Source organism: Tsukamurella conjunctivitidis (genome assembly GCF_007858475.1).
Taxonomy (GTDB): Bacteria; Actinomycetota; Actinomycetes; order Mycobacteriales; family Mycobacteriaceae; genus Tsukamurella; species Tsukamurella conjunctivitidis.
This window is the reverse complement of the sequence record NZ_VIGX01000001.1, coordinates 497,369-519,116: the sequence shown is the minus strand read 5'-3', so window position 1 is coordinate 519,116 and position 21,748 is coordinate 497,369. Positions and strand designations below refer to the sequence as shown.

Here is a 21,748-nt window from a genome sequence, read left to right as displayed (position 1 = left end):
TCCGCTCACTTGTCGTCCCCCCGGTCCATCATCCGCACCTGCACCACGGTGACGATCAGCAGCACGAGGAACATGATCGTCGCGATCGTCGCGCCGTACCCGGCGCGCTGGTTCCGGAAGGTCTGCCAGTAGATGTCGAAGACCATCGTCGTGGTGCCGCTCTGCGGCCCACCGTCGGGGAACATGATGTTGAGAATGTCGAAGACCTGGAGGCTGTTGAGCAGCACCGTGATCGACAGGAAGTAGGTCGCCGGCCGCAGCTGCGGCAGCGTGACCCGCCAGAACTTGCGCCACACCGGCGTCCCGTCGATCGCGGCCGCCTCGTCGAGGTCCTTGTTGAGCCCCTGCAGCGCGGCGAGGTAGATGACGAAGGTGTAGCCCAGGTTCTTCCAGATGTAGGTGAAGGTCACCAGGAACAGTGCCCAGCCCGGGCTCTGGTAGAAGTCCGGGCTCTCGATGCCGAACCAGGACAGGATCGAGGCGGCCGCGCCGAACTGCGGGTTGAAGACGAAGTAGAAGGCCGCACCGATCGCCGCACCCGAGATCACGAAGGGCGCGAAGACGGCGGAGCGGACCAGATTGCGGCCCTTGAGGTTCTGGTCGAGGAGCATCGCCAGGGCCAGCCCCAGGACCATGGAGAAGACCACCGCGCTGATCGTGAAGACCAGCGTGACGGTGACGACCTGCCAGCTCTCCGCCTTGGTGAAGAACTCTCGGTAGTTGTCCAGGCCGATCCACTTCGCCGGCTCCGAACTCGCGAGCGACCAGTCCTGGAAGCTCAGGCGCACGTTGTCGATCAGCGGGCGATAGGTGAAGACGGCCAGCAGCACCAGGTTCGGCACCACGAACAACAGGAACAGCAGGTTGTCCTTGGGCACCAGGTTGGCGGCCAGCCCCGTCTTGGGTGATGGCTCCACCCGTTCGGTCGCGGCGGTCACTGCCGTAGCGTGCTGCACTTCCCCGTCCGGCGGACGAAAACCGGGAAAAGATTCGGTAACGAATTCATGATCGCACGGGGCGCGGCCACGCCGACGGACATGACAGATGTCATCGGGATCCGGTGACAACCAGCGGAAATCTCCTGACAGCGGGCACTACTGGACGGCCCGGATCCCCGCGAAGCTGGATCACATGAACGCCAACGACCTGCACACCGCCCACCGCCCCGACCACCCGCCCGCGGCACCGTCGCCCAGCGGACTGCACGACTTCCTCGTCGACGTCTGCCGGCTCGGCCCCGCGCCGACCCGGGCCCGCGAGGGCGCCGTCATCATCGCGACCGTCGTCCTCATCGCGCTCGTCGTGATCGTCCTGCAGCCCCCGCTGCTGCTGGCGTCGATCCTCGCCGCCGTCGCGGCACTGCACCTCGCGGTCCGCTGGGTGCTCGGCACGCGGAAGTGGGACCGTCGATGAGCGCCCCCGCCGTCGCCACCGCCGGCCCCGTCATCGAGGCGACCGGCCTGCGCCGCACCTACGGCACCGGCGCGAGCGCCTTCGAGGCCGTGCGCGGCATCGACCTCACCGTGCACCCCGGCGAGGTCTTCGCCCTCCTCGGCACCAACGGCGCCGGCAAGACGTCGACGCTCGACCTGCTCGAGGGGCTGGCCGAGCCCACCGCCGGCGAGCTCGCCGTCTTCGGCCTCGACCCCCACGCCGACCGCCGCCGGGTGCGCCCGCTCTGCGGCATCATGCTGCAGTCGGGCGGACTGCCCGCCGAGCTGACCGTGCGCGAGACCCTCGAGATGTGGCGCGGCACCTGCAGTAATCCCACCACCACCGACGCCGTGCTCGACCGCGTGAACCTGCGCGAGCGCGCCGACGTGCGGGTGCGCGCCCTCTCCGGCGGCGAGCAGCGCCGCGTCGATCTGGCGTGTGCTCTGATCGGGCAGCCGCGGCTGCTGTTCCTCGACGAGCCGACCACCGGCCTCGACCCCGAGAGCCGCCGCGCCACGTGGCGGCTGCTCGACGAGCTCAAGCGGGACGGCGTCACGATGGTGCTCACCACGCACTACCTCGACGAGGCCGAAGCGCTCGCCGACCGCATCGCGATCATGCACCGCGGCGAGATCGCGCGGCTCGGCACGCTCCGCGAGATCGTCGGGGGCCACCCCGCCGAGATCGCCTTCGACGACCCCGGCGTCCCGCTGCCCGCGCTCTCGGGCGACTGGGTCTCCGGGGCCGACGGTGCCGGCCGTGTCGCCCTGCGCACCCACCGCCTGCAGGACGATCTGCACGCCCTGCTCGACTGGGCCGCCGACCGCGGCCTCGCGCTGTCCGGGCTGCAGGCCCGGCACCCCTCCCTCGAATCCGTCTTCCTCACCGTCGCGAGCGTGGACGAGCCCGCCGCCGACCCGATCGGAGCCCCCGCATGACCGCCACCACCGCCCCCACCGCGGCCCCGCCCACCGTCGGCTACGGCCGGCACCCGCTGCGCGCCCTCGCGCACGCCGAGTTCCTCCAGTTCCGGCGCAACAAGACCCTGCTCTTCATGGGCACCGTCTTCCCCATCGGCACGCCTCTGCTGCTCTTCTTCCTGGCCCGCGGCGATCAGGCGCCGAAACCGCTGGGCGTCGCGATCACGATGGAGATGTTCGCGGTCTTCGCGCTGCTGTTCGTCCAGTACTACTCGGTGCTGTCGATGGTCACGACCCGGCGGTCCGAGGGCGTGCTCAAGCGGCTGCGCACCGGCGAGTCCTCCGACCTGCAGATCCTGACCGCCCCCGCGGTGCCCGGCGTCGCCCTCACCGTGCTCGGCGCGGTGATCGTCGCCGGCGCCGTGTACGGAGCGGGCGGGCCCCTGCCGGTGAACGCGCTGCTCATGGTGTTCGCCCTCGCCGCGGGCCTGGTGATCTTCACCCTGCTGGCCCTCGCCACCAGCGCGATGACCAAGAACGCCGAGGCCGCGCAGATCACGTCGATGCCGGTCATGGTCGTGTCCATGGTGGGCATGGCGAACATCCGGCAGATCCTGCCCGACCGCCTCGCCCTCATCGCCGACTGGACGCCCTTCGCCGCGATCTCCGACCTCATCCGGTTGGGCCAAACGGGTCTCGCGCCGGGCGCACCCGACGACGCCGCCACGCTCGGTTTCGCCGCCACCTTCGGCGAGACCGGTCGTCCGCTTGCGACACTGGCGGTATGGACCGTGATCGCGCTCGTGCTGGCCAAGCGGTGGTTCCGCTGGGACGATCGCGGTTGATCCCCACCCCGGTGCGCCGCGCCGTGGCGTGGTGGCGGGACATGCCGGGCGTGGAGAAGTACCGCCTCTACACCCGGCTCGTCCTGCAGAGCGTCATGGTCGGCGTGGTCGCGATGCTGCTCGTCAGCGGCACCCGCACCTGGCCGACCATCGGCATCATCATCGCGGGCCTGGCCTCGATCGCGGGGATCGAGGCGCAGCCCGACCTCGCGATCCGCGCCACGGCGCGGCAACGACGCCTGGCGTGGCGATTCGCCGTCGCCGGCGTCACCGGGGTGTGGCTGGTCACCGTGGTCGTCACCCTGCTGAGCGGAGCGGTGGACGATCGCGAGGCCGCGGTCACCGCGTCGATGACCCTGCTCATGGCGTCCGCCGGCGTGATCCCGTTCCTCCGGCACCGCTGGCTCGTCCTGGTGGCGGGCGCGATCCTGACCCCGCTGCTCACGCGCGGGCTCGACGCCTGGCAGATCACCCTGCTGCTCCTGCTGGTGGGCACGGCGCTGATGTGGACCTCGCGGAGCACGGTGTGGGGCATGCAGGTCCTCAACGAGCTGGAGAACGGCAAGCGGCTCGCCGCCGAGCTGGAGGTCGCCGAGGAGCGCCTGCGGTTCTCCCGCGACCTGCACGACGTGGTCGGGCGGGCGTTCTCCGCGATCTCCGTCAAGAGCGAGCTGGCGGCGACGCTCGCGCGCGCGGGAGCGGTGGACCGCGCCGCCGGCGAGATGGACGAGGTCAAGGCCCTCGCGGTCTCCTCGATGGAGGATGCCCGGACCCTGGTCCGCGGCTACCGCGCGATCGACCTCGCCACCGAGGTCGCCGGTGCCGGATCCCTCCTGTCCGCCGCCGGCTGCGAGCTCCGCCTCATCGGCGGGCCCGACGCTGTCCCGCCCGGCCTTCACGAGGCCGCCGCCTGGGTGGTCCGCGAGGGCACCACCAACATCGTCAAGCACTCCACGGCCACGCAGGCCGTACTGACCCTGCGCCCGTCGGGCCTGGTTCTGCGCAACGACGGTGCGGGCCTCCCGGCCGGGAACGACGGCGCACCGTCGGGCATCGACGGACTGCGCGGGCGGCTCCGGGCGGTGGGCGCGGACCTGGACGCCGCGCACGTCGGCGACGAGTTCACCCTGACCGCTACCTGGGAGGCGACATGACCGCGACACCGGCGATCGAGGTGGTGCTCGCGGACGACGAGCACCTGATCCGCACGGCCGTGGCCGCGCTGCTCGACCTCGAACCGGACATCACCGTGGCCGCGGAGGCGGCGTCCGGCACCGAACTGATCGCGCTCTGGGAGCGCCGTACCGCCGAAGGGCGGGAGCCCGCCGTCGCGGTCATCGACCTGCAGATGCCCGGGCCCGACGGCATCGACACCGCCGCGGAACTGCTGCGCCGCACGCCCGGCGCCGCGACGCTCATCGTCACCAGCCACGGACGGCCGGGCTACCTCAAGCGCGCGCTCGCCACCGGGGTCCGCGGCTTCCTGCCGAAGACCGCCCCCGCGGCGACGTTGGCACAGGTCATCCGCACCGTCCACGGCGGCGGCCGGTACGTCGATCCGGAGCTCGCGGCGGAGGCCATCAGCGCCGGCGACTCCCCGCTCACCGCCCGGGAGGCCGACGTCCTGGAGTTCGCGGTCGACGGGGCCTCGGTCGACGAGATCGCCAAGCGCGCCCACCTGAGCGCGGGCACCACGCGCAACTACCTCTCCTCCGCGATGGCGAAGCTCGGCACCGCGAACCGGTACGAGGCCGCCGTGCGGGCGCGCGAGCTGGGATGGATCCTGTGACCCCCGTCTCGGTGTAACGTACCCACGTCCCGCGGCGATGCACGGTGTGCATCCCTACACGAAAGCGTCACTTTCCGCTGGGGACGTTGAGTACAAGGACCGAAGTGCGTAGACTTTCGGGATAATCTGGAACCGATCCAAACGTCGAAAGAGGAATGATGTCGACCCGCCAACTGACCCAGCTGGAGCTCCTGAAGGAGCTCTCCGGTGTCGCCGAGGACAACGTCAACCGCCATCTCTCGATGACGAAGGACTGGAGCCCCCACGACTACATCCCGTGGTCGGACGGCAAGAACTACGCGGCGCTCGGCGGGACGGACTACGACCCCGAAGAGAGCCAGCTCGACGAGGTCGCCAAGGCCGCGATGATCACCAACCTCCTCACCGAGGACAACCTCCCGACGTACCACCGCGAGATCGCCGCGAACTTCTCCATGGACGACGCCTGGGGCCACTGGGTCGGCCGCTGGACCTCCGAGGAGAACCGCCACGGCATCGCGATGCGCGACTACCTCGTGGTCACCCGCGGCGTGGATCCGGTGAAGCTCGAGCAGGCGCGCATGATCCACATGACCAACGGCTGGGACCCGCAGGGCAAGGTCGCGCAGCACACCGAGCAGAAGATGACGATGCTCCACTCGGTGGCCTACGTGACCTTCCAGGAGCTCGCCACCCGCGTGAGCCACCGCAACACCGGCAAGGTGTGCCAGGACCCGATCGCCGACAAGATGCTGCAGCGCATCGCGGCCGACGAGAACCTGCACATGATCTTCTACCGCAACATCTCGGCCGCCGGCCTGGACCTGGTCCCCGACCAGGCGATCCGGTCGATCACCGACACCATCAAGCACTTCGAGATGCCCGGCGCCGGCATGCCCGACTTCCGTCGCAACGGCGTGCTCATGGCCAAGCACGGCATCTACGACCTCCGCCAGCACAAGGACGAGGTGGTCATGCCCGTCCTGCGCAAGTGGAAGATCTTCGAGCGCGAGGACTTCGGCCCCGAGGGCGAGCGCACGCGCGAGGAGCTCGCGGGCTTCCTCGACGAGCTCGAGGCCGCGGCCGTGAAGTTCGAGGAGATGCGCGACCGTTCGCTGGCCCGCGAGGCCGCGAAGCGCGAGAAGGCCGGCCTGGCCGTCTAGCACCGACGCACCGGAACCCGCCGCGCCTCCCGGAGGCACGGCGGGTTCTTCTCGTTCGTTCACGCGCACGCGCGCGGATCCGCCGCGCGGTTTGCCACCGCACGACGGGGCGGCGATCATGGAGGGCGGCGAGCGACCGCCGCACGACCACGGGAGATCTCTGATGACCACAGCCACCACGACGCAGCCCAAGCTGCGCATCGGGCGGTTCGAGCTCGACTCGCCCGTCGTGCTCGCGCCGATGGCCGGTGTCACCAACGTGGCCTTCCGCAGCCTGTGCCGCGAGCTGGAGCGCGCGCGCACCGGCACCGTCGCCGGGCTGTACGTGTGCGAGATGGTCACCGCCCGCGCCCTCGTCGAGCGGCACCCGGTCACGATGCACATGACCACCTTCGCACCCGACGAGGACCCGCGGAGTCTGCAGCTCTACACCGTCGACGCGAAGTGGACCTACGAGGCCGCGCGGATGATCGCCGAGGAGGGCCTGGCCGACCACCTCGACATGAACTTCGGCTGCCCCGTCCCCAAGGTCACCCGCCGCGGCGGCGGCTCGGCGCTGCCCTACAAGCGGAACCTGTTCGCGAGCATCGTCGACGCCGCCGTCCGCGGGATCGCGGACGGCTCCCCCGCCGGTGCCCCCGAGATCCCCGTGACCGTGAAGTTCCGCGTGGGCATCGACGACGAGCACCACACCCACCTCGATGCCGGCCGGATCGCCGCCGAGCAGGGCGCGGTCGCCGTCGCGCTGCACGCCCGCACCGCGGCGCAGCGCTACTCGGGCCAGGCCGACTGGGACGAGATCACGCGGCTCAAGGACCACGTGCACCACCACTTCGGCGATACCATCCCCGTGCTCGGCAATGGCGACATCTTCGCCGCCGAGGACGCGGTGACGATGATGGAGCGCACCGGCTGCGACGGCGTCGTCGTCGGGCGCGGCTGCCTCGGCCGCCCGTGGCTGTTCTCCGAGCTCTCGGCCGCGATCAACGGCACCCCGATGCCGACACCGCCGCACCTCGGCGAGGTCACCGAGATCATGTACCGGCACGGCGAGCTGCTCGCGGCGCACCACGGCGAGGACAAGGGCATGCGGGAGATCCGCAAGCACGTGGCCTGGTACCTGCGGGGGTTCCCCGCCGGCGGCGAGCTGCGCACGCGACTCGCGACCGTGAAGACCCTCGCCGACCTGCGCGCACTGCTCGACACGCTGCCGCGGGACGTGCCCTTCCCCAAGGACGCCGAGGGCCCGCGCGGGCGCCAGGGCACCCCCGGCAAGGTGGTCCTCCCCGAGGGCTGGCTCGACGATCCGTGGGAGTCGGACGCCGCCGCGATGCCGGGCGCCGAGGAGGAGACGAGCGGCGGTTAACCGTCGTTCACGCGGCGTTCATCCAACGCTGCGGCCGCGTATGAAAAGGCCGATATACTGCGCACATGCGTAATGCGTACATCCAGCAGATGGCTGCTTTCAACGACATCCTCGGCGACATCTGCGACAAGTCGGGCATCGCCATGGAGAAGGCGACCAACTCGCTGCTCCAGGCCGACCTCGCCCTCGCCGAAGAGGTCATCACCGAGCACGACGAGATCGTCCGGCTGAGCCGCCGCGCCGAGGAGGAGGCCTTCTCGCTCCTCGCGCTGCAGGCGCCCGTCGCGAGCGACCTGCGCGTCGTGGTCTCCGGCTTCCAGATCGTCGCCGACGTCGACCGGATGGGCGCCCTCGCCCTGCACGTCGCGAAGGTCACCCGCCGCCGCTTCCCGAACAAGACCCTCCCCGAGGAGGTCAACGGCTACTTCGCCGAGATGGGCCGCCTCGCGGTCGAGCTCGCGAACTCCGCCCGCGAGGTGCTGCTCACGCAGGACCCGAAGCAGGCCGCGGAGATCGAGGAGCAGGACGACGCGATGGACGACCTGCACCGCCACCTGTTCACCGTGCTCATGGACCGCGAGTGGAAGCACGGCGTCGCCGCGGCCGTCGACGTGACCCTGCTGGGCCGCTACTACGAGCGCTTCGCCGACCACGCCGTGGAGATCGGCCGCCGCGTGATCTTCCAGGCCACCGGCAGCCCCGAGCCCACCGCGGACATCTCCAAGTAGGTCCGCCGCACCGCCCGGCCGTCCCCTCGGGGACGGCCGTCGTGCTCTCCGAGGTCAGGCCCCGACGCCGTCCTGCAACTGCAGGATCCGGCCGCCCAGGTGGATGTCCGAGCCCACGCCGAGGGGCACCGGCTGTCCCGGCGGAAGACGCAGCGGCTGCGCCGCGCCCGGCGGACGCACCCACGTGCCGTTGGCCGAGCCCACGTCGACGGCGAGCACCTGCCAGCCGTCGATCCGGATCTCCAGGTGGGCGCGCGACAGGGCGCCCGTGCGGTCCGGCAGGACGATGGGAACGAGCCGCCCGGCCCCGCTCTGCGCACGGCCCGCGCGCTGCGCGACGAAGGCGGCCGGATCGCGGCCGATCACCATGTCGTTCTCCACGACGAAGGCGGTGCCGTCGTCGGCCACCAGCAGCCCCAGCGGGGGCCGCGGTCCGCTCTCCAGCGGCAGTCGCCGGTCGACCAGGGCACCGCAGCGCGTGCAGTAGGCGGCGACGGGCGCGTTGAGGTGCCCGAAGGCGCAGCGCCGGCCCTCGACCATCGGCCCCGCGACCACGGCCGCGTTCACATCGCCGACCTCCACGTCGTACTCGGTGGCGGCGAACAGGGGGCTCACGCCGGTCGGCTCCTCGTTGGTGGGCGCGTCGGCGGGGAAGACGTCCGTCGCGATCTCACCCTCACCGGCGGGAGCCAGCGAGGCGTCGGACCAGAGCACGACGCCCGCGCCGGGCACGGCGCCGCTCTCGAGACGCAGCGCAGCGGGGCCGCACGCGGGCGCCGGCGGCGGCGGGGGCCCGACGGTGACCGTGACCACCGAGCCCGGCGCCACGGGCGCGACGCGCTCCGCGAAGTCGGGGCCGGCGTGGAGCACGTGGTCGGGGGCGGCGGCCGTGGCCGACGGGAAGATCGCGACGGTGATGGACCGTTCCTCGTCGGCGGCCGCGACGCCCCGGAGCAGGGCCCGCGCCGTGCCGTCCCGGAGCTCGATCACGGCGAAGGCCGTCCCGGTGCGGCCGCGGAGGGCCGGGGCCGGGTCCCCGTCGACGTCGAGGGCGGCGCGCAGCTCGGCGACGTCGGCGGGCCCGCCGACGGCCGGCGCGTCCACGAACAGGATCGCCCCGCGCACCCGCGCGACCACGCGGTCGCCGGGCAGCACGGTGCTGTACCGGTCTCCGCTCGGGGTCTGCGATGTCATCCCCATAGGATACGGCTGATATCCGACAACCCCGAGACGGTGTGACGTCAGCCGAAGCGGCCGGAGATGTAGTCCTCGGTGGCCTGCTCCTCCGGGTTGGAGAACATCTTCTCGGTCGGGTTGATCTCGATGAGCTTGCCCGGCTTGCCGGTCGCCTCGAGGTTGAAGAAGGCGGTCTGGTCGGAGACGCGCGCCGCCTGCTGCATGTTGTGGGTGACGATGACGATCGTGTACTTCTGCTTGAGCTCGCCGATCAGGTCCTCGATGGCGAGGGTCGAGATCGGGTCGAGCGCCGAGCAGGGCTCGTCCATGAGCAGCACGTCGGGGCTGACGGCGATGGCGCGGGCGATGCACAGGCGCTGCTGCTGGCCGCCGGAGAGACCGCCGCCGGGCTTGTTGAGCCGGTCCTTGACCTCGCCCCAGAGGTTCGCCCCGCGCAGCGACTGCTCCGCCACCTCGTCGAGCTTGGCCTTGCTGCGGATGCCCTGCAGCTTGAGCCCGGCCACGACGTTGTCGCGGATCGACATGGTCGGGAACGGGTTGGGCCGCTGGAAGACCATGCCGATGGTCTTGCGCACGCCCACCGGGTCGACGCCGGCGCCGTAGATGTCGGCACCGTCGAGGGTGATGTGCCCGTCGACGCGGGCGCCGGGGGTCACCTCGTGCATGCGGTTGATCGACCGGAGCACCGTCGACTTGCCGCAGCCGGACGGCCCGATGAACGCCGTGACGGAGTTCGGCGGCACCGTCAGCGAGACGTCCTGCACCGCGTGGAAGGCGCCGTAGTAGATGTTCAGGTCCTTGATGTCCAGGCGCTTCGCCATGGCAGATCTCCTCTTACTTACTTCGTCTTGGGGGCGAGCAGCCGGGACATGAGGGCGGCGAGGCCGCTCGCGATGCCCACGAGGATCACCAGGGTGAGGGCGGCGCCCCACGCCCGGTACTCGCCGACGGCGCCGGGGTTGTTGCGGTACTGGTCGTAGATGAACAGCGGCAGCGACGACATGTTGCCGTTGAAGAGGTCGTAGTTCATCCGGTCGCTGATGCCCACGAGGAGCAGCACCGGCGCGGTCTCGCCGACCACGCGGGCGATGGCGAGGAAGACGCCGGAGACCATGCCGGACGCGGCGGTGGGCAGCACGATCCGCACGATGGTCTTCCACTTCGGAACGCCGAGCGCGTAGGAGGCCTCGCGCAGCTCGTTGGGCACGAGTTTGAGCATCTCCTCGGTGGAGCGCACCACCACGGGCACCATGAGCAGGATCAGGGCGAGGCTCACTGCGAAGGCGGACTGGGGCATGCCGAAGGTGGTGATCCAGATGCCGAAGATGAACAGCGTGGCGACGATCGACGGGATGCCGGCGAGCACGTCGACCATGAAGGTGGTGATCCGGCCCAGGCGGGTGCCCTCGGCGTACTCGACGAGGTAGATGCCGACCATCACGCCGATCGGCACGGAGAACAGGGTGGCGATGCCGGCCTGCACGAGGGTTCCGTAGAGGGCGTGGCGGATACCGCCGGCGTACGAGTCGGGGGCCACGCGGACCATCGACTTGGTCCACCACTCGGGTTCGAGGATCGCCGGGAGGCCGTTGGCGATCACCATGTACAGCAGCGAGACCAGCGGCGCCAGGGCCAACAGGAAGCAGGCGCCGAAGAGGATCGCGGCGGCGTTGTTCTTGATCCGCCGCGAGGTCGACGTGCGGTGGAAGACGGTGCCGCTCTTGGCGACGTCGTCGAGCTCGGTGGCGGTCATCCGTTCACCCGTCCCCCGCCGATCCAGCGGGCGATCGCGTTCACCACGAAGGTGAGCACGAACAGCACGAGGCCGGCGGCGATGTAGGCGCCGCGCTGGTCGACGTTGTCGAACTCAGCGGCGGCGGAGGCGATCTTCGAAGCGAAGGTGTAGCCGCTGTCGAACAGCGACCAGATGGAGGTCTTGGTGGCGGCGAACAGGATGATGAGCACCGCGATGGTCTCGCCCAGCGCGCGCCCGAGGGCCAGCATGGAGCCGGCGACGATGCCGGAGCGGCCGTAGGGGAACACCGTGAGGCGGATGACCTCCCACTTGGTGGCACCCAGGGCCAGCGCCGCCTCCTGGTGCGCGACGGGGGTCTGCCGCAGGGCCTCGCGCGTGATCGACGTGATGATCGGCAGGATCATGATCGCCAGGACGATGCCGGCGGTGAAGACCGTCGAGCCGAGGGAGAGCTCCACGTTGCCCGTCTTGAACAGGAAGAACCAGCCGAGGTTCTCGTTGAGCCACTTCTGCAGCGGCACCAGGAAGGGCGCGAGCACGAAGATGCCCCACAGGCCGTAGATGATCGACGGGACCGCGGCCAGCAGATCGATCACCGCGCTGAGCGGCCGCGAGAGCCGCTGCGGCACGTACTGGACGAGGAAGGTCGCGATGCCGACGGCCACCGGCACGGCGAGGATCAGCGCCATCACCGAGGAGAGCACCGTGATCTTGAGCAGCTCGAGGATGCCGAACCGCATGTCGGACGGGTTCGTCTGCCACTCGGAGCTGGTGAGGAAGTTGGCGTTGTTCTTGGTGAGCGCCGGGATCGCCTGGATCACGAGCTGCAGGAAGATCAGCGCGATCACGACCACGAGCAGGACGCCCGAGGCGTACGCCGCCCACTTGAAGATCTTCTCCATGCGGTCGTGACCGCCGGCGAAGGTCGTGCGGGTGCTCCCCGCGTCGGTGGCCGCGGAGGCGTTCACCGCGCCGTCGGCGTCGCGGTCCGTCGAATCCTCAGTCGCCATGTTTCCCCGTTGTTCGGCCACGGATGAGTCGTCCTTCCGGCTGAGCGTGAGCCGGACGTCGTGCGAGTGCCATTGTGCCTGGCCGCCCGCACGACGCCCGGTGCTTCAGCAGTCTCTTCTACTGGATGGAGTCGATCGACTCGGTGAGCGTGGTGCGGAAGGACTCGGGGATCGGGGCGTAGCCCTGGCCCTCGAGCTGGTCCTGCGCCTGCTTGCTCGCCGCGACCTTGAGGAAGGTCTTCAGGCCCTTGCCGACCTCGGCGTCCGCGTACTTCGAGCACACGATCTCGTAGGTCGCGAGCACGATCGGGTAGGCGCCCGCGGCCGACGGCTTGTAGAAGCCCTCGGTGTCGATGACGAGGTCCTTGCTGCCCGGGGTCTTGAACTTCGCCGACTCGATGGTCTTGCCCACCGACTCGTTCGACAGCTTGACGGCGTCGGGGCCGGCCGAGGTGATGATGTTCGCGACCTGCAGCTTCTGCGCCTTGGCGAAGCTCCACTCGGCGTAGGTGATGGTGCCCTCGGCCTTGTTCACGGTCGCGGCGACGGCGGCGTTGCCGCTCGCGCCCTGGCCCGTGCCGCCCTTGAAGGCCTTGCCCTTCTTATCGGCCGACCACTCGGCCGGCGCGGCCGAGCCGAGGTACTTCTGGAAGTTCTCGGTCGTGCCCGACTCGTCGGAGCGGAAGACGACGGTGATCGGCAGGTCCGGCAGCGTCGCGCCCTTGTTCTCGGCGGCGATCTCGGGGGCGTTCCACTTGGTGATGACGCCGCTGAAGATCTTCGCCAGCGTCGGGGCCGAGAGGTTGACGGAGACGTCGCCCGGCAGCTTGTAGGCGACCGCGATCGGGCCGAAGACGAGCGGCAGGTTCAGCGCGGGGGCGCCGCACTTCTCCTCGGCCTTCTTGGCCTGATCGGCGTTGAGCGGCGAGTCCGAGCCGCCGAAGTTGGTCAGACCCGAGGTGAACTCGGTGATGCCCTGGCCCGAGCCGTTGCCGCTGTAATCGACGTTCGCGCCGGAGCAGTCCTGGGCGAAGGTGTTCTTGAAGACGGTCATGGCGTTCGCCTGCGCCGTCGAGCCGCTGCCCTTGAGCTGCAGCTTGCCGTCGCACTGCACTCCCGAGCCGCCGCCGGCGGAGCTACCCGCGGCCTCGCTCGACTCCTCGCCGCCACACGCGGTCAGGGTCAGGGACAGTGCGGCCGCCAGGGCCAGGGCCGATACGGATCCACGCTTGAAGTTCACCGAGATTCCTCCGGGTCGAGTCAGGACTGATCACCCCGGCACTGCGGGTGTCATCCAGCAACATAGGGAGGCCGGGTGTCCGAATCGGGTGTCCCGGGTGAACGGAGGGGAAACTCGCCCGGTCGAGTGGATTACCGTAGCGCGTACGCGACGTGTCTTTCGCTTTCCTCAAAACCCAGGCCGGTATAGGTGCGCAGGGCCGCGGTGTTGTCGCCCTCCACGTACAGCTCCACCTCCGCGAGGCCCCGTCGGGCGAGGTGCTCCAGCCCGACGGCGGTGAGCAGGCGCCCCAGCCCGCGCCCCTGACCTGCGGGGGCGACCGCGACGACGTACACCTCGCCGAGCCCGGCGGCCGGGTCCGCCACCTTGGTCCAGTGGAAGCCGAGGAGTTCGCCGGCCTCGTCGACGGCGAGGAAGAGCCCGGCCGGGTCGAACCAGTCGGCGCCGGTCCGCTCGTCGATCTGCGCACCGGTCCAGCCGCCCTGCTCCGGATGCCAGGCGAAGGCGGCGTTGTTCACGGAGAGGATCGCGGCGTCGTCCGCCGGGCCCGCATAGGTCCGCACGCGCACGCCTGCCGGGGGCGACGGTGCGGGGTCCAGGCCGGCCAGCGGCCGCCGCAGGTTGAGCAGGGTGCGCACGGCGGTCAGGCCGAGATCGGCGGCCAGCGCGCGCGCTCCCGGCAGGTCGCCGTGGGCCCAGACGCTGCCTCCGTCGCCCGCCAGGTCGAGCGCCCCGGTCACCAGGGCGCGGCCCAGGCCCTGGCGGCGCCGGGACGGCGCCACGACCACCTCCGCCGCGCCGGGCCCGCCGGCGGGCGGCACGACGATCCCGGCGTACCCCGACGGCGCGCCGTCCGCGTCCCGCGCGAGGAGGTGCGGACCGTCGCCCGAGACACCGAGGCGGAACTGCTCGGAGAGCGCGCCGACGCCGTCGGCGGCCTCGGCGGCGGCGGCGATGGCCAGCACGGCCTCCGGATCGGCCACCGGCCCCCGCACCACGTCGACCATCAGGCCTCCTCGAGATCCTCGTCCGTCGGTTCCATGTCCTCGACGGGCCGCTCGCCCTTGCCGCGCACGGGCCGCACCGCCTTGTAGCCCACGTTACGGACCGTGCCGATCATGCCCTCGTGCTCGGCGCCGAGCTTGGCGCGCAGGCGCCGCACGTGCACGTCGACGGTCCGGGTGCCGCCGAAGAAGTCGTAGCCCCACACCTCCTGCAGCAGCTGGGCGCGGGTGAAGACGCGGCCCACGTTCTGCGCGAGGAACTTCAGCAGCTCGAACTCCTTGTACGTGAGATCGAGCGGCTTGCCGCGCAGGCGGGCGGTGTAGGTGCCCTCGTCGATGACGAGCTCGCCGAGCGTGATCTTGTCGGCCACTTCGTCCTCGCCGCCGGCGTCGCGGCGCGCGACGACCAGGCGCAGCCGGGCGTCGATCTCGGCGGGTCCGATCGTGGGCAGGAGGAAGTCGTCGAGCCCCCAGTCGGCGTTGGCCGCGACGAGCCCGCCCTCGGTGAGCACCGCGACCACGGCCATCCGTCCCCCGCCCGTGCTGCCGAGCAGCCGGCACAGTCCGCGCGCGGTCACCATGTCGGTGCGCGCATCCACGAGGGCGACCTCGGCCGGACCGACGTCCAACAGGGAGGAGACGTCGGCGGGCAGCGTCCGCACCGTGTGCGGCAGCAGCGACAGCGACGGCAGCACGGTGTCCGGCTCCCGGTCGGATGTGAGCAGGATCAGATCCACATGCCCTCCCCACAGTGCGCGGCGGTCTCGGTGAAAACGTCGAATGTCAGAATAGCGGTGGTCAGAACGCCGCGCGTGACGGCGTAGGAGTGAACGAGAGGGTGCGAGCGTGACGCAGGGGCAGGGACGGGCGTGGATCAGGCGGGTTCTGATCGCCCTGGCGGCGCTCCTCGCGGTCGCGCTCGTCGCCGAACTCGGCTCCGCCGCAACGGCCGAGTACCGCCTGTCGCGCGAGCTGCGGGCCGGGGCCGGGCTGTCCGACGACCCCGAGGTGACGATCGGCGGCTTCCCCTATCTCACCTCCGGCGGACAGCACTCGAAGCTGACGATCGCCGTGCCCGCGACGGTGCACGGGCGCAGCGCCCGCCTCGAGGCCGAGATGGCCGACGTCCGGATCCCGGGCGGCCTCGTCCCCACGTTCGGACCGGACACGCCGATCACGGCGGGGCACGTGGAGTCGCGGGTGCGGCTCGACCAGAAGGCCGTGGGCCGGTTCATGGACATCGTGGACCTGCAGGTGCACACGCCCGCCCCGAAGCGGCCCGGCGCGGGCAGCCCGGCCGATGGCTACGTGAAGGCGTCGAAGGGCATCGTGCTCACGGGCACCGTCCCCCTGCCCACCCCCGCGGAACCGAAGCGCACCGTGCTGATCTCGGTCGCGGCGGACTTCGCCACCGAGGGCGACGCGATCTCCGTTCGCGCCACCGGCATCTACTCCGGCCCCGAGGACCACGCGAAGGCCGACCTGCAGCCGGGCGAGGACCGGGCGGTGCTGGCCGCCTTCACGCGGGTGCTGCCTGCGATGGCCCTGCCCTTCGGCATCGCCCCCACCGGGGCGCGGGCGGAGAACGCCGACGTCGTACTGCTCGGGGAGGCCGACGGCGCGACCGTCACCCCCGGCGCTTTCTACCGGCCCCTCGCCCGACCGGCCTCGTGACCCTCCCGTGACGCAGCCGCTCGGGTTGGGTATTCTCGGTCCCATGCGCAACCGCTGTGAGCTGCTGCTCACCCGCCGACTGGCGGTCGATCTGTGCCGTATGGCCGGTTGTTGCTGTCTGGGCTAGTCCCGATCTCCCCCCGGGCCGGGTGCTCCTCCGTCGTCTCACGACACACCCACTTCCGCCCACCCAGCGCGATCCGCGCACCCCTCGAAGTAGCGTTCGCGCCTTCATTCGCACCGTCATGGAATCAACGAAAGGGATCCTCATGGCTCGCTCCGACGTCCTGGTCTCCGCAGACTGGGCTGAGCAGAATCTCGATACGCCGGGTGTCGTCTTCGTCGAGGTCGACGAGGACACGTCGATCTACGACGACAACCACATCAAGGGCGCCGTGCGCCTCGACTGGCGCAAGGATCTGCAGGATCCGATCCGCCGCGATTTCCTCGACCAGGAGGGCTTCTCCAAGCTCCTGTCCGAGCGCGGCATCGGCAACGACGACACCGTCGTCCTCTACGGCGGCAACAACAACTGGTTCGCCGCCTACGCCTACTGGTACTTCAAGCTGTACGGCCACCAGGACGTGAAGCTGCTCGACGGCGGCCGTAAGAAGTGGGAGCTCGACGGCCGCCCGCTGTCGACCGACGCGGTGACCCGCCCGGCCACGAACTACCAGGCCAAGCCCGTCGATCTGTCGCTGCGCGCCTTCCGCGACGAGGTGATCGACTCGATCGGCAAGAAGAACCTCATCGACGTGCGCTCGCCCGACGAGTTCTCCGGCAAGATCGCGGCTCCTGCGCACCTGCCGCAGGAGCAGGCGCAGCAGCGCGGCCACGTTCCCGGCGCGATCAACATCCCGTGGTCGACCACCGCGAACGAGGACGGCACCTTCAAGTCGGACGAGGACCTCTCGGCGCTGTACGCGGAGAAGGGCTTCGACGACGCCAAGGAGACCATCGCGTACTGCCGCATCGGCGAGCGCAGCTCGCACACGTGGTTCGTGCTGCAGGAGATCCTGGGCAAGAAGAACGTCAAGAACTACGACGGTTCGTGGGTCGAGTACGGCTCGCTGGTCGGCGCCCCGATCGAGAAGTAAGGATTTCAATCATGTGTGGAGCTCCCAAGCAGGGACAGGTCCTGCCCGCCGGTGTCGACGTCGAGAAGGAGACCGTGCTGACCGGTCAGGTCCTCGACGGCGCCGGTAACCCCGTCGCCGGCGCGTTCGTGCGCCTGCTCGACGGCACGGGCGAGTTCACCGCCGAGGTCGTGGCCTCGGGCACCGGCGACTACCGCTTCTTCGCGGCGCCGGGCACGTGGACGCTGCGCGCGCTGTCCTCCGTGGGCAACGGCGACATCCAGGTCTCGCCGGAGTCGAACGGCGTCTACAACCAGGACATCACCGTCGCGAAGTAGACACGCGCAGGACAGGGCGCGCATCCGGGGATCCGGGTGCGCGCCCTTTCCGTTTTCCGCTGCCCTGCGGAAAACGGACGGGTAGCGTCGACAATCAGTACCGAATCGGTACTACGTCGCGAATCCGCTACCCGAGGAGTCCGCAGTGCCCGCTCCCACCGACGCCGAGTTCTTCGACCTCGGCGATCTCACCCTGCAGTCCGGCCACACCCTCCGCGGGGCCCGGCTCGCCTACAAGACCTACGGCACCCTGAACGCCGAGAAGTCGAACGTGATCGTCTACCCCACCTGGTACTCCGGGTGGCACACCGACAACGAGTGGCTGATCGGCACCGACAAGGCGCTCGACCCGGACGAGTACTTCATCGTGGTGCCCAACATGCTGGGCAACGGGCTGTCGACGTCGCCGTCGAACGCCGCGTCCCCCTACGACCACGCCCGGTTCCCGCTGGTCACCTTCTACGACCAGGTGCAGGCGCAGCATCGGCTGCTCACCGAGACGTGGGGCATCTCGACGATCGCGCTGGTCACCGGCTGGTCGATGGGCGCGGGCCAGACCTACCAGTGGGCGGTGAGCCACCCCGAGATGGTGCAGCGCGCCGCCCCGTTCTGCGGTTCCAGCCGCACCGCGCCGCACAACCAGGTCTTCCTGGAGTCGCTCCGAGAGGCCCTGCGCGCCGACGCGGCGTGGGCCGACGGCGACTACGATCCCGCGCGCCCGCCGATCAAGGGCCTGCGCGCCTTCGCGCGGATCTACTCGGGATGGGGCTTCTCGCAGGCCTTCTACTGGTTCGAGACGTGGCGCGAGCTGGGCTTCACCTCCCTCGACGACTTCCTCTTCGGCTTCTGGGAGCAGTTCTTCCGCGACGGCCGCGACCCCAACAACCTGATCGCGATGATCGGCACGTGGCACGCCGGGAACGTCGGCAACACACCCGGGTTCGACGGTGACCAGGAGGCCGCGCTCCGGTCCATCAGGTGCCCGCTCCTCGCCATGCCCGCGGAGAAGGACCTCTACTTCCCGCCGGAGGACGAGCAATGGGCCTCGCAGTTCATCGAGCACGGTGAGGTGCGGGTGATCCCCGGGGTCTGGGGCCATTTCGCCGGCGGCGGCAAGAACCCCGCCGACACCGCCTTCATCGATGCCGGCCTGCGGGATCTGCTCGCGCGCCCGGGCCACACCGGGTAGCCCGCGCACTCTCCTCGGGATCGCATCTCACGTTCCGCCCGCCCACGGCGTCTACAGGGCAGGATCGAGACGAGGAGACAGACATGACCACCAGGCACATCGTCGCGGACACCGTTCTCGGCGAGCTGACGCTCGTCGCCGGGGGCGGGGCCATGACCGGCGTGTACTTCCGCCACCACGCCCGACGGCCCGCCGAGGCGGCGTTCGGCGAACGGGTCGCCGCGGACCCGCTGCTCGACGAGGCGGCGCGGCAGATCCGCGCCTACCTCGCGGGCGAGCGCCGCGGCTTCGACCTGCCGCTCGCCACCGCCGGCGACGCCGTTCAGGAGGCCGTCTGGGCCGCGCTGCGCGAGCTCCCGTACGGCACCACGACGACGTACGGCGCCCTCGCGGAGCGGCTCGGCTTCGTCACCTCGGCGTGGGGCGTCGGCCAGGCGGTGGGCGCGAACCCGCTGTGCGTCCTCATCCCGTGCCACCGCGTGGTGGGCTCGAACGGGACGCTCACGGGGTACGCGGGCGGACTGCGGCGCAAGCGCGTCCTGCTCGACATCGAGGCGGCGGCCGACGGCGAGCCCTGGCTCCCCGGCATGGGGGCCGCGTGAAACCACCCTTCGAGCGCGTCGTCGACGAGCACGCCGGGACGGTGCTCCGCGTCTGCCGCGCGATCCTCGGCCCGCACGACGCGGAGGACGCGTGGTCGGAGACCTTCCTCTCCGCGCTACGCGCCTATCCGGAGTTGCCGGAGTCGGCGAACGTCGAGGCCTGGCTGGTGACCATCGCGCATCGTCGGGCCATCGACCAGATCCGCGCGACGGGGCGCCGGGCCGTCCCCGTCGACAGTGTGCCCGAGCCCCCGAGCCCCGCCGCTCCCGGCGCCCTGCCCGACGGTGACCTCTGGGTCGCCGTCGCCGCCCTGCCGGACAAGCAGCGGCAGGCGGTCGCGTACCGCTACGCCGCGGGCCTGCCCTACGCGGAGATCGCCGAGATCCTCGGCGGCACCGTCGACGCCGCGCGCCGCGCGGCGGCCGACGGACTCAAGAGACTGCGCACGACGCACACGAGGGAGGACCTCGCATGAACGACATCACCGACATCCTGTCCGCGACCGTCGCCGACGACGCCCTGGCCGGGCTCCGCGCCCGCCTCGCCGAGGACGCCGCGGCCGACGGCCTGCTCGACGTCGCCTACACCACCGTCGACTCCCCCGTCGGCGGCCTGCTGCTGGCCGCCACCGAGCGCGGCCTCGTCCGGGTCGCGTACGCCCGCGAGGACCACGACGCGGTGCTCGAGAAACTGGCGACCGCGGTGAGCCCCCGGGTGCTGCGCGCCCCGCGGCGGCTCGACCGCGCCGCCCGCGAACTCGACGAGTACTTCGCCGGCCGCCGCACGGCCTTCGACCTGCCGCTCGATCACGCCCTCTCGCACGGGTTCCGGCAACTGGTGCAGAGCCGGCTGCCCGAGATCGGCTACGGGAGCACGCTCAGCTACACGCAGGTGGCGGAGCTGGTGGGCAACCCCGCGGCGGTGCGCGCCGTCGGCACCGCCTGCGCGACCAACCCCCTGCCGGTGGTGGTGCCGTGCCACCGGGTGGTCAAGGCGGACGGCGGGATCGGGCAGTACGTCGGCGGCGTCGAGGCGAAAGCCGCACTGCTGCAGCTGGAGTCGGCGTCATGACCGCGATCGACGCCGACTGGGACGCCGTGGCCGCCGAGCTGGACGCGGTCGGCGGGGCGCTGCTGCCGCGCCTGCTCTCCGATGAGCGGACCGTCGAGCTGCGCGAGCTGTACGCGCGGGACGAGCTGTTCCGCAGCACGATCGACATGGAGCGGTACCGGTTCGGCGCCGGCGAGTACCGGTACTTCGAGCGTCCCTACCCGGAACCCGTCGACGAGCTCAAGCACGCCCTGTACCCGCACCTGCTGCCCATCGCCCGACGGTGGTGGGAGCGGCTGGGCCGCGAGGCGCCGTGGCCCGACGACCTGGACGAATGGCTCGCGATGTGCCACGACGCCGGGCAGCGGAAGTCGACGGCGATCCTGCTGAAGTACGGCGCGGGCGATTGGAACGCGCTGCACCGGGACCTCTACGGCGACCTGGTCTTCCCGCTGCAGGTGGTGATCGCCCTGAACGATCCCGGCGTGGACCACACCGGCGGCGAGTTCCTGCTCGTCGAGCAGCGGCCGCGGGCGCAGTCCCGCGGCACGTCGTTCACGCTGCCGCGCGGGCACGGCTTCGTCTTCACCACCCGCGACCGCCCGGTCCGCTCGGCGCGGGGCTGGTCCGCGGCGCCGGTGCGGCACGGGGTCTCGACCGTCCGCTCGGGGCGGCGGCACACGCTCGCCCTCGTCTTCCACGATGCGGCCTGACGTGGACTCCCCGATGCTCTTCCCGCCCGACCGGTCGGCGGTCGAGGTCGCGCCGGGCGCGTCCCTGATCCGGGGGTGGCTGGAGTTGTACCAGCAGGCCTGGATCGCCGATCGCTTCCGGGAGTGGGCGGCGGGACCGGTGCCGGTCCGTTCGGCCACGGTCCGCGGCCATCCGATGTCGGTGCGGACGGTGTGCCTGGGCTGGCACTGGCAGCCGTACCGGTACAGCCGGACCGCGACGGACGTGAACGGTGCTCGGGTGCTGCCCTTCCCGGACTGGCTGGTCCGGGTCGGGCGGCGCGCCCTCGCCGAGACCGGGCACCCCGCCGAGGAGGCGGACGCGTACACGCCCGACACCGCGCTCGTGAACTACTACGACGAGCACGCCCGGATGGGGATGCACCAGGACAAGGACGAGGTCTCCCGCGCCCCGGTGGTCTCGCTGTCCATCGGCGACAGCTGCACCTTCCGGCTCGGCAACACCGAGAACCGGAACCGCCCGTACACGGATCTCACGCTAGAATCCGGCGATCTGCTCGTCTTCGGCGGACCGTCGCGCCTGGCCTTCCACGGCGTCACCGCGGTGCACCCCGGGACGGCGCCGCAGGGCTGCGGACTCGACGCGGGCCGGATCAACCTCACCCTCCGCGAGACCGGCCTCGCCGACCGCTGAG

The 21,748-nt window shown here is 70.9% G+C and carries 26 protein-coding genes; 18 read left to right on the top strand and 8 right to left on the bottom strand.

The genetic code is table 11. From position 1 onward, the window contains the following. Positions 1–5: 5 nt before the first annotated feature. The gene (locus FK530_RS02460; RefSeq protein ID WP_146485380.1) at positions 6–938 is read right to left on the bottom strand and encodes a carbohydrate ABC transporter permease; all 933 of its coding nucleotides are present in this window, start codon (positions 936–938) and stop codon (positions 6–8) included. Between the two features lie 193 nt (positions 939–1,131). Here FK530_RS02460 and FK530_RS02455 point away from each other — a divergent pair, with 193 nt between their 5' ends. From FK530_RS02455 to phoU, 8 genes are all read left to right on the top strand, one after another. After that, the gene (locus FK530_RS02455) at positions 1,132–1,413 is read left to right on the top strand and encodes a hypothetical protein (RefSeq protein WP_146485379.1); all 282 of its coding nucleotides are present in this window, start codon (positions 1,132–1,134) and stop codon (positions 1,411–1,413) included. Beyond that, a complete protein-coding gene (locus FK530_RS02450) occupies positions 1,410–2,372 on the top strand; it encodes an ABC transporter ATP-binding protein (protein WP_146485378.1) in 963 nt (320 codons plus the stop codon). The genes FK530_RS02455 and FK530_RS02450 overlap by 4 nt, the downstream gene beginning before the upstream one ends. After that, positions 2,369–3,199, top strand: a complete 831-nt coding sequence (locus tag FK530_RS02445; RefSeq protein ID WP_146485377.1) for an ABC transporter permease — start codon at positions 2,369–2,371, stop codon at positions 3,197–3,199. Before FK530_RS02450 ends, FK530_RS02445 begins: the two co-directional genes overlap by 4 nt. After that, positions 3,196–4,353, top strand: coding sequence for a sensor histidine kinase (locus tag FK530_RS02440; RefSeq protein WP_231706466.1), 1,158 nt, complete (start codon positions 3,196–3,198; stop codon positions 4,351–4,353). The genes FK530_RS02445 and FK530_RS02440 overlap by 4 nt, the downstream gene beginning before the upstream one ends. Next, entirely contained in the window at positions 4,350–4,988 is a 639-nt protein-coding gene (locus FK530_RS02435; protein ID WP_146485376.1) for a response regulator transcription factor, read from the top strand. The genes FK530_RS02440 and FK530_RS02435 overlap by 4 nt, the downstream gene beginning before the upstream one ends. Before the next feature lie 155 nt (positions 4,989–5,143). Beyond that, a complete protein-coding gene (locus tag FK530_RS02430; protein ID WP_146485375.1) occupies positions 5,144–6,130 on the top strand; it encodes an acyl-ACP desaturase in 987 nt (328 codons plus the stop codon). Between the two features lie 163 nt (positions 6,131–6,293). Next, the gene (gene dusB, locus FK530_RS02425; RefSeq protein WP_146485374.1) at positions 6,294–7,496 is read left to right on the top strand and encodes a tRNA dihydrouridine synthase DusB; all 1,203 of its coding nucleotides are present in this window, start codon (positions 6,294–6,296) and stop codon (positions 7,494–7,496) included. Between the two features lie 65 nt (positions 7,497–7,561). Next, positions 7,562–8,224, top strand: coding sequence for a phosphate signaling complex protein PhoU (phoU, locus tag FK530_RS02420; RefSeq protein ID WP_146485373.1), 663 nt, complete (start codon positions 7,562–7,564; stop codon positions 8,222–8,224). Positions 8,225–8,278: 54 nt separating this feature from the next. On the opposite strand, the gene FK530_RS02415 is transcribed toward phoU, so the two are convergent. The 7 genes from FK530_RS02415 to FK530_RS02385 all read right to left on the bottom strand — a co-directional run bounded on the left by FK530_RS02415 (position 8,279) and on the right by FK530_RS02385 (position 15,168). Beyond that, positions 8,279–9,418 (bottom strand): FHA domain-containing protein, encoded by a 1,140-nt coding sequence (locus tag FK530_RS02415; protein ID WP_146485372.1) that lies wholly within the window; start codon positions 9,416–9,418, stop codon positions 8,279–8,281. 47 nt (positions 9,419–9,465) lie between these two features. Next, a complete protein-coding gene (pstB, locus tag FK530_RS02410) occupies positions 9,466–10,242 on the bottom strand; it encodes a phosphate ABC transporter ATP-binding protein PstB (RefSeq protein WP_146485371.1) in 777 nt (258 codons plus the stop codon). A gap of 17 nt (positions 10,243–10,259) precedes the next feature. Next, positions 10,260–11,174: a phosphate ABC transporter permease PstA gene (pstA, locus tag FK530_RS02405; protein ID WP_146485370.1), complete on the bottom strand. Its 915-nt coding sequence runs from the start codon at positions 11,172–11,174 to the stop codon at positions 10,260–10,262. Then, positions 11,171–12,187 (bottom strand): phosphate ABC transporter permease subunit PstC, encoded by a 1,017-nt coding sequence (pstC, locus tag FK530_RS02400; RefSeq protein ID WP_146485369.1) that lies wholly within the window; start codon positions 12,185–12,187, stop codon positions 11,171–11,173. Before pstC ends, pstA begins: the two co-directional genes overlap by 4 nt. A 118-nt stretch (positions 12,188–12,305) precedes the next feature. Then, positions 12,306–13,433 carry a phosphate ABC transporter substrate-binding protein PstS gene (pstS, locus tag FK530_RS02395; RefSeq protein ID WP_166443249.1) on the bottom strand — a complete coding sequence of 376 codons (1,128 nt, stop codon included), beginning with the start codon at positions 13,431–13,433 and terminating at the stop codon, positions 12,306–12,308. A 125-nt stretch (positions 13,434–13,558) separates the two neighbouring features. After that, positions 13,559–14,434, bottom strand: a complete 876-nt coding sequence (gene mshD / locus FK530_RS02390; protein ID WP_146485367.1) for a mycothiol synthase — start codon at positions 14,432–14,434, stop codon at positions 13,559–13,561. Further along, complete coding sequence (locus FK530_RS02385; RefSeq protein ID WP_146485366.1) at positions 14,434–15,168, bottom strand: winged helix-turn-helix domain-containing protein; 735 nt, start codon at positions 15,166–15,168, stop codon at positions 14,434–14,436. Before FK530_RS02385 ends, mshD begins: the two co-directional genes overlap by 1 nt. 109 nt (positions 15,169–15,277) lie before the next feature. Here FK530_RS02385 and FK530_RS02380 point away from each other — a divergent pair, with 109 nt between their 5' ends. The 10 genes from FK530_RS02380 (at position 15,278) to FK530_RS02340 (ending at position 21,747) form a co-directional block, all read left to right on the top strand. After that, complete coding sequence (locus FK530_RS02380) at positions 15,278–16,105, top strand: LmeA family phospholipid-binding protein (RefSeq protein WP_146485365.1); 828 nt, start codon at positions 15,278–15,280, stop codon at positions 16,103–16,105. Between the two features lie 43 nt (positions 16,106–16,148). Further along, positions 16,149–16,232 (top strand): putative leader peptide, encoded by an 84-nt coding sequence (locus FK530_RS26995; RefSeq protein WP_369123335.1) that lies wholly within the window; start codon positions 16,149–16,151, stop codon positions 16,230–16,232. A 142-nt stretch (positions 16,233–16,374) separates the two neighbouring features. Then, positions 16,375–17,202, top strand: coding sequence for a sulfurtransferase (locus tag FK530_RS02375; protein WP_146485364.1), 828 nt, complete (start codon positions 16,375–16,377; stop codon positions 17,200–17,202). An 11-nt stretch (positions 17,203–17,213) separates the two neighbouring features. Then, positions 17,214–17,519 (top strand): DUF1416 domain-containing protein, encoded by a 306-nt coding sequence (locus FK530_RS02370; RefSeq protein WP_068522737.1) that lies wholly within the window; start codon positions 17,214–17,216, stop codon positions 17,517–17,519. Positions 17,520–17,664: 145 nt separating this feature from the next. Further along, positions 17,665–18,708 (top strand): alpha/beta fold hydrolase, encoded by a 1,044-nt coding sequence (locus FK530_RS02365; RefSeq protein ID WP_146485363.1) that lies wholly within the window; start codon positions 17,665–17,667, stop codon positions 18,706–18,708. A gap of 83 nt (positions 18,709–18,791) precedes the next feature. Continuing rightward, on the top strand, positions 18,792–19,310 hold the full coding sequence (locus FK530_RS02360; protein ID WP_146485362.1) for a methylated-DNA--[protein]-cysteine S-methyltransferase: 519 nt from the start codon (positions 18,792–18,794) through the stop codon (positions 19,308–19,310). Then, positions 19,307–19,786 (top strand): RNA polymerase sigma factor, encoded by a 480-nt coding sequence (locus FK530_RS02355; protein ID WP_146485361.1) that lies wholly within the window; start codon positions 19,307–19,309, stop codon positions 19,784–19,786. The genes FK530_RS02360 and FK530_RS02355 overlap by 4 nt, the downstream gene beginning before the upstream one ends. Further along, entirely contained in the window at positions 19,783–20,382 is a 600-nt protein-coding gene (locus tag FK530_RS02350; RefSeq protein ID WP_146485360.1) for a methylated-DNA--[protein]-cysteine S-methyltransferase, read from the top strand. The genes FK530_RS02355 and FK530_RS02350 overlap by 4 nt, the downstream gene beginning before the upstream one ends. Continuing rightward, positions 20,379–21,074, top strand: a complete 696-nt coding sequence (locus FK530_RS02345; protein ID WP_146485359.1) for a 2OG-Fe(II) oxygenase — start codon at positions 20,379–20,381, stop codon at positions 21,072–21,074. The genes FK530_RS02350 and FK530_RS02345 overlap by 4 nt, the downstream gene beginning before the upstream one ends. Continuing rightward, positions 21,064–21,747 carry an alpha-ketoglutarate-dependent dioxygenase AlkB family protein gene (locus FK530_RS02340; RefSeq protein ID WP_146485358.1) on the top strand — a complete coding sequence of 228 codons (684 nt, stop codon included), beginning with the start codon at positions 21,064–21,066 and terminating at the stop codon, positions 21,745–21,747. Before FK530_RS02345 ends, FK530_RS02340 begins: the two co-directional genes overlap by 11 nt. Position 21,748 lies beyond the last annotated feature (1 nt).

Bases quoted from the DNA above. Each gene is read 5' to 3' on its own strand.
- FK530_RS26995 (WP_369123335.1), top strand. From the start codon at position 16,149: ATGCGCAACCGCTGTGAGCTGCTGCTCACCCGCCGACTGGCGGTCGAT.
- FK530_RS02435 (WP_146485376.1), top strand. From the start codon at position 4,350: ATGACCGCGACACCGGCGATCGAGGTGGTGCTCGCGGACGACGAGCAC.
- pstA (WP_146485370.1), bottom strand. From the start codon at position 11,174: ATGACCGCCACCGAGCTCGACGACGTCGCCAAGAGCGGCACCGTCTTC.
- FK530_RS02350 (WP_146485360.1), top strand. From the start codon at position 19,783: ATGAACGACATCACCGACATCCTGTCCGCGACCGTCGCCGACGACGCC.
- FK530_RS02455 (WP_146485379.1), top strand. From the start codon at position 1,132: ATGAACGCCAACGACCTGCACACCGCCCACCGCCCCGACCACCCGCCC.
- pstC (WP_146485369.1), bottom strand. From the start codon at position 12,187: ATGGCGACTGAGGATTCGACGGACCGCGACGCCGACGGCGCGGTGAAC.
- dusB (WP_146485374.1), top strand. From the start codon at position 6,294: ATGACCACAGCCACCACGACGCAGCCCAAGCTGCGCATCGGGCGGTTC.
- mshD (WP_146485367.1), bottom strand. From the start codon at position 14,434: ATGGTCGACGTGGTGCGGGGGCCGGTGGCCGATCCGGAGGCCGTGCTG.
- FK530_RS02345 (WP_146485359.1), top strand. From the start codon at position 20,379: ATGACCGCGATCGACGCCGACTGGGACGCCGTGGCCGCCGAGCTGGAC.
- FK530_RS02340 (WP_146485358.1), top strand. From the start codon at position 21,064: ATGCGGCCTGACGTGGACTCCCCGATGCTCTTCCCGCCCGACCGGTCG.
- pstB (WP_146485371.1), bottom strand. From the start codon at position 10,242: ATGGCGAAGCGCCTGGACATCAAGGACCTGAACATCTACTACGGCGCC.
- FK530_RS02430 (WP_146485375.1), top strand. From the start codon at position 5,144: ATGATGTCGACCCGCCAACTGACCCAGCTGGAGCTCCTGAAGGAGCTC.
- FK530_RS02360 (WP_146485362.1), top strand. From the start codon at position 18,792: ATGACCACCAGGCACATCGTCGCGGACACCGTTCTCGGCGAGCTGACG.
- FK530_RS02450 (WP_146485378.1), top strand. From the start codon at position 1,410: ATGAGCGCCCCCGCCGTCGCCACCGCCGGCCCCGTCATCGAGGCGACC.
- FK530_RS02375 (WP_146485364.1), top strand. From the start codon at position 16,375: ATGGCTCGCTCCGACGTCCTGGTCTCCGCAGACTGGGCTGAGCAGAAT.
- FK530_RS02415 (WP_146485372.1), bottom strand. From the start codon at position 9,418: ATGACATCGCAGACCCCGAGCGGAGACCGGTACAGCACCGTGCTGCCC.
- FK530_RS02445 (WP_146485377.1), top strand. From the start codon at position 2,369: ATGACCGCCACCACCGCCCCCACCGCGGCCCCGCCCACCGTCGGCTAC.
- phoU (WP_146485373.1), top strand. From the start codon at position 7,562: ATGCGTAATGCGTACATCCAGCAGATGGCTGCTTTCAACGACATCCTC.
- FK530_RS02370 (WP_068522737.1), top strand. From the start codon at position 17,214: ATGTGTGGAGCTCCCAAGCAGGGACAGGTCCTGCCCGCCGGTGTCGAC.